Source organism: Stieleria sp. (assembly GCF_041595215.1).
Classification (GTDB): domain Bacteria; phylum Planctomycetota; class Planctomycetia; order Pirellulales; family Pirellulaceae; genus Stieleria; species Stieleria magnilauensis.
The window spans coordinates 1-1,862 of the sequence record NZ_JBFHKV010001381.1 but is presented as its reverse complement, the minus strand read 5'-3'; the positions used below and the strand labels follow the sequence as shown (position 1 = coordinate 1,862).

Below are 1,862 nucleotides of genomic sequence, written 5' to 3'. Positions count from 1 at the left end.
TGTCTCCATCGCCATTTCGATGTTTTCCACCATGATCGCCACTGCCGGCTTGCCCAGCGGTCGGACGATCAGTGGATACGTTTGGATGATGTTCAGCTCGGCCTGCAGCAACGCGGTGCAGACGCGGAGCAGCGGTTGAGGCCCTTCGGGGAGCTGGACGCCGATTAAATCGGTTTCAATCAACGCCAACCCGCTTCGTTCGAGGATTTCTCGACCGCGGTCGGCGTCATTGACGAGGAATCTGACGAACGCACATTCGGCGGCGTCGTTGATCGACAACGCGCAGATGCGGATTCCCGTCCCTTCGAATCGCCGGACCACTTCCAAGAGTTGTCCGACGCGATTTTCCAAGAAGATGGTGAATTGGCGGAGTGCCGGATAATTGCGGCCCCGCATCGTATCGAATTTGGTTGCCGCACCACTTCCGTCGTCAGATTCCATCACAGCCTCGTCGTGAATGCAGCCTACGTTCGCGTTGCCATCGGCGTAGTGTACGCTTTTCCCGTCTCGCAGGTCAATTCGGCGATTTCCCCGCGGCTTCAGCCCGTCCCCAGCGGCGGGGCAGGACTACTTCCGGACCCGGACCAGCTTCATCAACCGACCGGAAACGTTCCAATCCTGGACGTACAGGTTTCCGTCCTTGTCCCAATAGGAACCGTGCGTCCCGCTGAAGACGCCTTCGACCCATTCGGACTGGGGGATGTTAAAACTGCGCCCCTTGGCCGGATCGGGGTTGTTGCCCAGCACGGCAATGATCGTGTTGGTCTTGTTCAGGATCACCAATCGTCCGTGCAGATCCGGCACCGAGACATAGTCACCTTGGATCGCTACCGACGTCGGCATCCCCAACCCGGTGATGACTTCTTCGATGAAGTTTCCTTCCAAGTCATAGTGCAACAAGCGGCCCTTGGGCTGGTGATTGCGATCACAGATCAGCAGGCGGTTGGGTTCGTAGCGTGTGTCCAGGGTCATGCCGTGGGCGGTATTGAACTCTTTCAGCCCGTTGCCCTTGGTGCCAAAGTGCCGCAGATACGTTCCTGTCTTGTCGAACACGAAGATGGTGTTGCTGGCGTAACCGTCCGACAGATAGATGTCTCCGTTAGCGGCCACGGTGATCGCGGTCGGGCTGAACTTTTTCAGGTCCAGCCCCGACTCTTGCGGGAACGGCAGTTTGAGGACGATGTCGCCGCCGCGGACACGAAACTTGATTCCCTCGGCGTCCTTGTTCCGCGCCCCATAGATGTACTCTTCGCCGTCTTCCTGACGGATTTCCATGTCGTGAATGTTCGCGTACTCCGGCCCCAAGTAGGTGTGAACCACGGCACCTTCGGGGGAAAACACGAACACGCCGGCTTGGGCGCTGGTGTAGATGTTCCCCTCTCGGTCGACGACGACGCCGCCATGGGTCGGCCCCAGCGGCGAGTTCCCGTCGGCCCGCAGTCCCCAACCGGGCACCGTGTCAAAGGTCATGTCGCCGCATCCCATCCGAACGGGATCGGCGGACCAGGCGGGAATGGCGAGAACAAACGCAAGCGAAAACGTAAGCAGCGGGAGGGTTCGGTTCATGATGCTGAATGTCGGTGGGGCGAGGCGGGAAAAAAGAGACAGGGATGGAGAAGATCGCCTGCCGATTGTACCTCGCGCCGCGGCCAGTGGGGCGGTTGGGGGCGATCGGGTATAAGATGCCACGAGACCCCCGCCAGACGATGGCTCGGTGGCCCGAAAACTAGATTTGGACAAGACGCCAGGATGCCCGCAGACACCCTCCTTCACTACTCCCATGAGTTTCGTGTCGCCTACCACCAGACCGATGGCCAGCGACGCGTGCACCATTCCAATTACCTGAACTTCTTTGAAGACGC

At 59.4% G+C, this 1,862-nt stretch carries 2 protein-coding genes; both read right to left on the bottom strand.

Features of this window, described 5'->3' with window-relative positions:
* Nucleotides 1-396, bottom strand: a 396-nt coding sequence (locus tag ABX749_RS31465; RefSeq protein ID WP_372899516.1) for an acetolactate synthase, incomplete at its 3' end; no start/stop codon positions are given.
* Nucleotides 397-567: 171 nt separating this feature from the next.
* Nucleotides 568-1,566 carry a 6-bladed beta-propeller gene (locus ABX749_RS31460; RefSeq protein WP_372899515.1) on the bottom strand — a complete coding sequence of 333 codons (999 nt, stop codon included), beginning with the start codon at nt 1,564-1,566 and terminating at the stop codon, nt 568-570.
* Nucleotides 1,567-1,862 lie beyond the last annotated feature (296 nt).